Raw genomic sequence first — 3,139 nt, 5'->3', positions numbered from 1 at the left:
TGAGGCATCGAGCTTGTCGACGGTCGTGCTGGCGTCCTGAGCGGCGCCGACGGCATCGTGCGCCACGGCGACGGCTCGCGTCGTCGAGCCTGCGATCTCGTGAACCGCTGCGCTCATCTGCTCGACGGCGGCTGCCGCGGTGCTCGCGCTCTGCGAGGTCTGGCCCGCCTGCTGGGTGAGCGAGGCGCCAAGGCCCTCGAGGCGCTCTCCGAGCTCCAGGATGCGGCTGCTGGTCTCACGCGCGACCTCGCCCACGGACTCGTCCCACGACGCGTCGGACCACGCCACGCAGTAGCCGATGATCCCGCCGGACTCGTCGCGGATGGCGTTGATGTCGGTGTGAAGGGTCGTCTCGCCGAAGCTGAAGGAGGCGGAGCGGGGGAAGTTCTTGCCGTCGCCCAGCAGCCGCTTGATGCGCTCGGGGTCACGGTGGAAGCGGTGGATCTGACCGCCGACCATGTCTCCCGAGTCCACGCCGAAGCTGTCCTTCACCGAGCCGTGGATGCTGTGCAGCGCCGCGAGCGCGCTGGGGTTCGCGTAGACCATGTTGTGGTCGAGGTCGGCGACGAACACGTTGGCCTGCACGCTGTCCAGGATCGCGCGGAGATTGCCCGCGCGCGTGAGCAGCGGGTGCTCCTTGGTGGCGCGGGCGCTGTGCGGGTGTGCGAGCAGTGACATGGGGACTCTCCCGATCCGGGGCGGCCGCGGGCGCGGTGCCTCTTGCGGGGTCATTCGCCCGGAAATTCCCGATCCCGAGGGTTTGTGAGAAAACCGTCAACGGACACAGGGTGACGGTCAGGCGTCGGCGGTCTCATCCTCCGCCTCGTCGGACGCCTGGCGGGCGCGGAACGCGGCCTGTGCGGCGCGGTTGGTGCACGTGACCGAGCAGTACTTGCGGGAGCGGTTGCGTGAGAGGTCGAGCACCACGCCCTCGCAGTCCTCCATGGCGCAGCGGTCGAAGCGGCTCATCTCGTCCTCGCGGATCACGTCGATCATGCCCATCGCGGTCTCCACCAGGACGCGTTCGGCGAAGGGGCGATCGTCGTCGGTGGCGTGGATGTGCCAGTCGGTGTCTCCGTGACGGACCAGGCGGGGGACTGCGCGCGCGTCGGCGAGGATCCGGTTCACGAGGGGCACGGCCGAGTCGCGCTCGGCGGTGAAGAGGCGGCGCAGCGGCGTGCGGATCGCGCGGACCTCCTCGAGGTCGCGCTCGGTGGGTTCGTCGCCCGTGTACTCGTACTCGCGGAAGAACGTCAGGAGCTGATCGAGCGTCGTGAGCGTGTCGGGCTCCAGCTCGGTGTTGGACAGGCGCACGCCGGACTCGAGCGCCATCGCTGTGTCATCGGTGAAAGCCATGTTGACACATTATCAGGCGGCCGCTAGCGTCAGGAGTCATGCAGACGTTGACTCATGACGCGCCCGTGGGGCGCGTCGCCTCCGGCCTCAGCCTCGCCCTCGTCTCCGCGGGCTCCTTCGGGCTGTCCGGGAGCCTCGCACGCGGCCTCATGGACCTCGGCTGGTCCGCCGGCGCGGCCACTCTCACCCGCGTGGGGATCGCAGCCCTGGTGCTGCTCGTCCCCGGGCTCCTCGCACTGCGAGGGAACTGGTCGGCGCTGCGCCGCGGATTCCGCACGATCGTCGCCTACGGCGCCTTCGCCGTCGTCGGTGCGCAGCTGTGCTACTTCATGGCCGTCTCCACGCTCGACGTCAGCGTCGCCCTGCTCATCGAGTACCTCGCACCCGTCGCCGTCGTCGCATGGATGTGGCTGCGACACGGCCACCGCCCCGCGAAGGCCACCTTCGTCGGCGCAGGCTTCGCAGCTGCCGGGCTCGTGCTCCTGCTGGACGTGCTCGGCGGGGGGCCGCTGTCCACGACCGGCGTGGCATGGGCGCTCGGCGCGATGGTCGGCGCCGCCGTCTACTTCGTGATCTCCGGTGACGACTCCACCGGGCTGCCGCCGCTGACCCTCGCCGCCGGCGGACTGCTGGTCGCGTTCGTCGGCCTCGTCATCGCGGCCGTCGCAGGCATCCTCCCGATGGCCTTCGCGAACGGCTCGGTCCACTTCGTGCCGTTCGACGCCCCCGTCTGGGCCGTGCTCGCCGCGCTCGGCGTCATCACCGCCGGAGTGTCATACGTGGCAGGCATCGCAGCCACCCGCCGCCTCGGCTCGCGCCTCGCCTCGTTCGTCGGGCTGTTCGAGGTCGTCGCGGCGACCCTGCTCGCGTGGCTGCTGCTCGGTCAGGCGCCGGGCGGCATCCAGCTCGCAGGAGCGGGCCTCGTCCTCATCGGCGTCATCGTCGTCAAGCTCGGCGAGCGGGAGATCGAGGCGAGCACGGCAGAGCCTCTGCCTCCGACACCTGCAGACCTCGAGCCGGTGAACGTCGACGAGCCCACCGTCGAGCCGCCCACGCCCGTCGCCGCCTGACCAGGCGTCACTCGAAGGAGAGCCAGCCCTTCGCGATCGAGGCAGGGCGGGGCGTCACCCACGCCGGGTCGATCGGGCCGTAGATGTGCGGGAACAGGTCGGAGTCGCCCTCGTAGCGCACCTCGGTCCCTGCGGCGCGCACCACGTCCTCGTCCATCACGAGCGCGACGAGCGGCTCCGTCAAGTCCGAGTAGAAGCGCTTGGCCGTGGCCGGGAGCTGCACCCACGTGGAGCAGTGGATGAAGCCCTCGTCCTCGAGCGTCATGCCGCGCCCAGAGATCCGATACTCGCCGGCGGCGACGGCAGCGTCCCAGTCGGACGCGAGGGCAAGGTGCACGATCTCCATGCATCCAAGGTTGCCACGCCCAGACGCGACGGACCCCCGGCGGCCGAGTCCGCGGCGTCCGGGGGTCCGTGGGAGGCATGCTCAGCCCTGCGAGCTGAGCTCCTCGAGCCGCTGGGAGGCCTCGCTCGCCTGGGAGACGCTCTCCCAGATGATCGAGACGTCGGCCAGGGTGGCCTGCGCCGTCCCAGCGACCTCGCTCACCGAACGAGAGATCTCGTTCGTCGTCGCCGACTGCTCCTCGACCGCGCCCGCGATCGACGTCTGCGCGGCGGAGATCTGATCGATCAGCTCCGTGATGGCCGTCAGCGCGGTCGTCACGTGCGTGCTGTCCTCCTGCAGGGTGGAGATCATCGCGGTGATCCGGTTG

Annotated in this window: 4 protein-coding genes and 1 pseudogene; 1 reads left to right on the top strand and 4 read right to left on the bottom strand. The window is 70.3% G+C overall.

The features are described 5' to 3' along the window. On the bottom strand, positions 1-678 hold a 678-nt coding region (locus tag QQX04_RS14605; RefSeq protein ID WP_301130459.1), incomplete at its 3' end, for a PAS domain-containing protein. 117 nt (positions 679-795) lie between these two features. Continuing rightward, entirely contained in the window at positions 796-1,356 is a 561-nt protein-coding gene (locus QQX04_RS14600; protein WP_301130457.1) for a CGNR zinc finger domain-containing protein, read from the bottom strand. 38 nt (positions 1,357-1,394) lie between these two features. Here QQX04_RS14600 and QQX04_RS14595 point away from each other — a divergent pair, with 38 nt between their 5' ends. Further along, complete coding sequence (locus QQX04_RS14595; RefSeq protein ID WP_301130455.1) at positions 1,395-2,426, top strand: EamA family transporter; 1,032 nt, start codon at positions 1,395-1,397, stop codon at positions 2,424-2,426. A gap of 7 nt (positions 2,427-2,433) precedes the next feature. Here the strand turns inward: QQX04_RS14595 and QQX04_RS14590 are convergent, their stop codons facing one another. Together QQX04_RS14590 and QQX04_RS14585 are read right to left on the bottom strand one after the other, a co-directional pair. Continuing rightward, complete coding sequence (locus QQX04_RS14590; protein ID WP_301130452.1) at positions 2,434-2,772, bottom strand: DUF952 domain-containing protein; 339 nt, start codon at positions 2,770-2,772, stop codon at positions 2,434-2,436. Positions 2,773-2,853: 81 nt separating this feature from the next. Beyond that, a pseudogene (locus QQX04_RS14585) lies at positions 2,854-3,139 on the bottom strand (hypothetical protein); the annotation flags it as partial.

Source organism: Demequina zhanjiangensis, assembly GCF_030418315.1.
Lineage (GTDB): Bacteria > Actinomycetota > Actinomycetes > Actinomycetales > Demequinaceae > Demequina > Demequina zhanjiangensis.
Note: the sequence above shows the minus strand (reverse complement) of the source record. Positions and strands in the feature narration are given on the sequence as shown.

Coding starts and splice junctions, on each gene's coding strand:
- QQX04_RS14600 (WP_301130457.1), bottom strand. CDS start 1,356: ATGGCTTTCACCGATGACACAGCGATGGCGCTCGAGTCCGGCGTGCGC.
- QQX04_RS14595 (WP_301130455.1), top strand. CDS start 1,395: ATGCAGACGTTGACTCATGACGCGCCCGTGGGGCGCGTCGCCTCCGGC.
- QQX04_RS14590 (WP_301130452.1), bottom strand. CDS start 2,772: ATGGAGATCGTGCACCTTGCCCTCGCGTCCGACTGGGACGCTGCCGTC.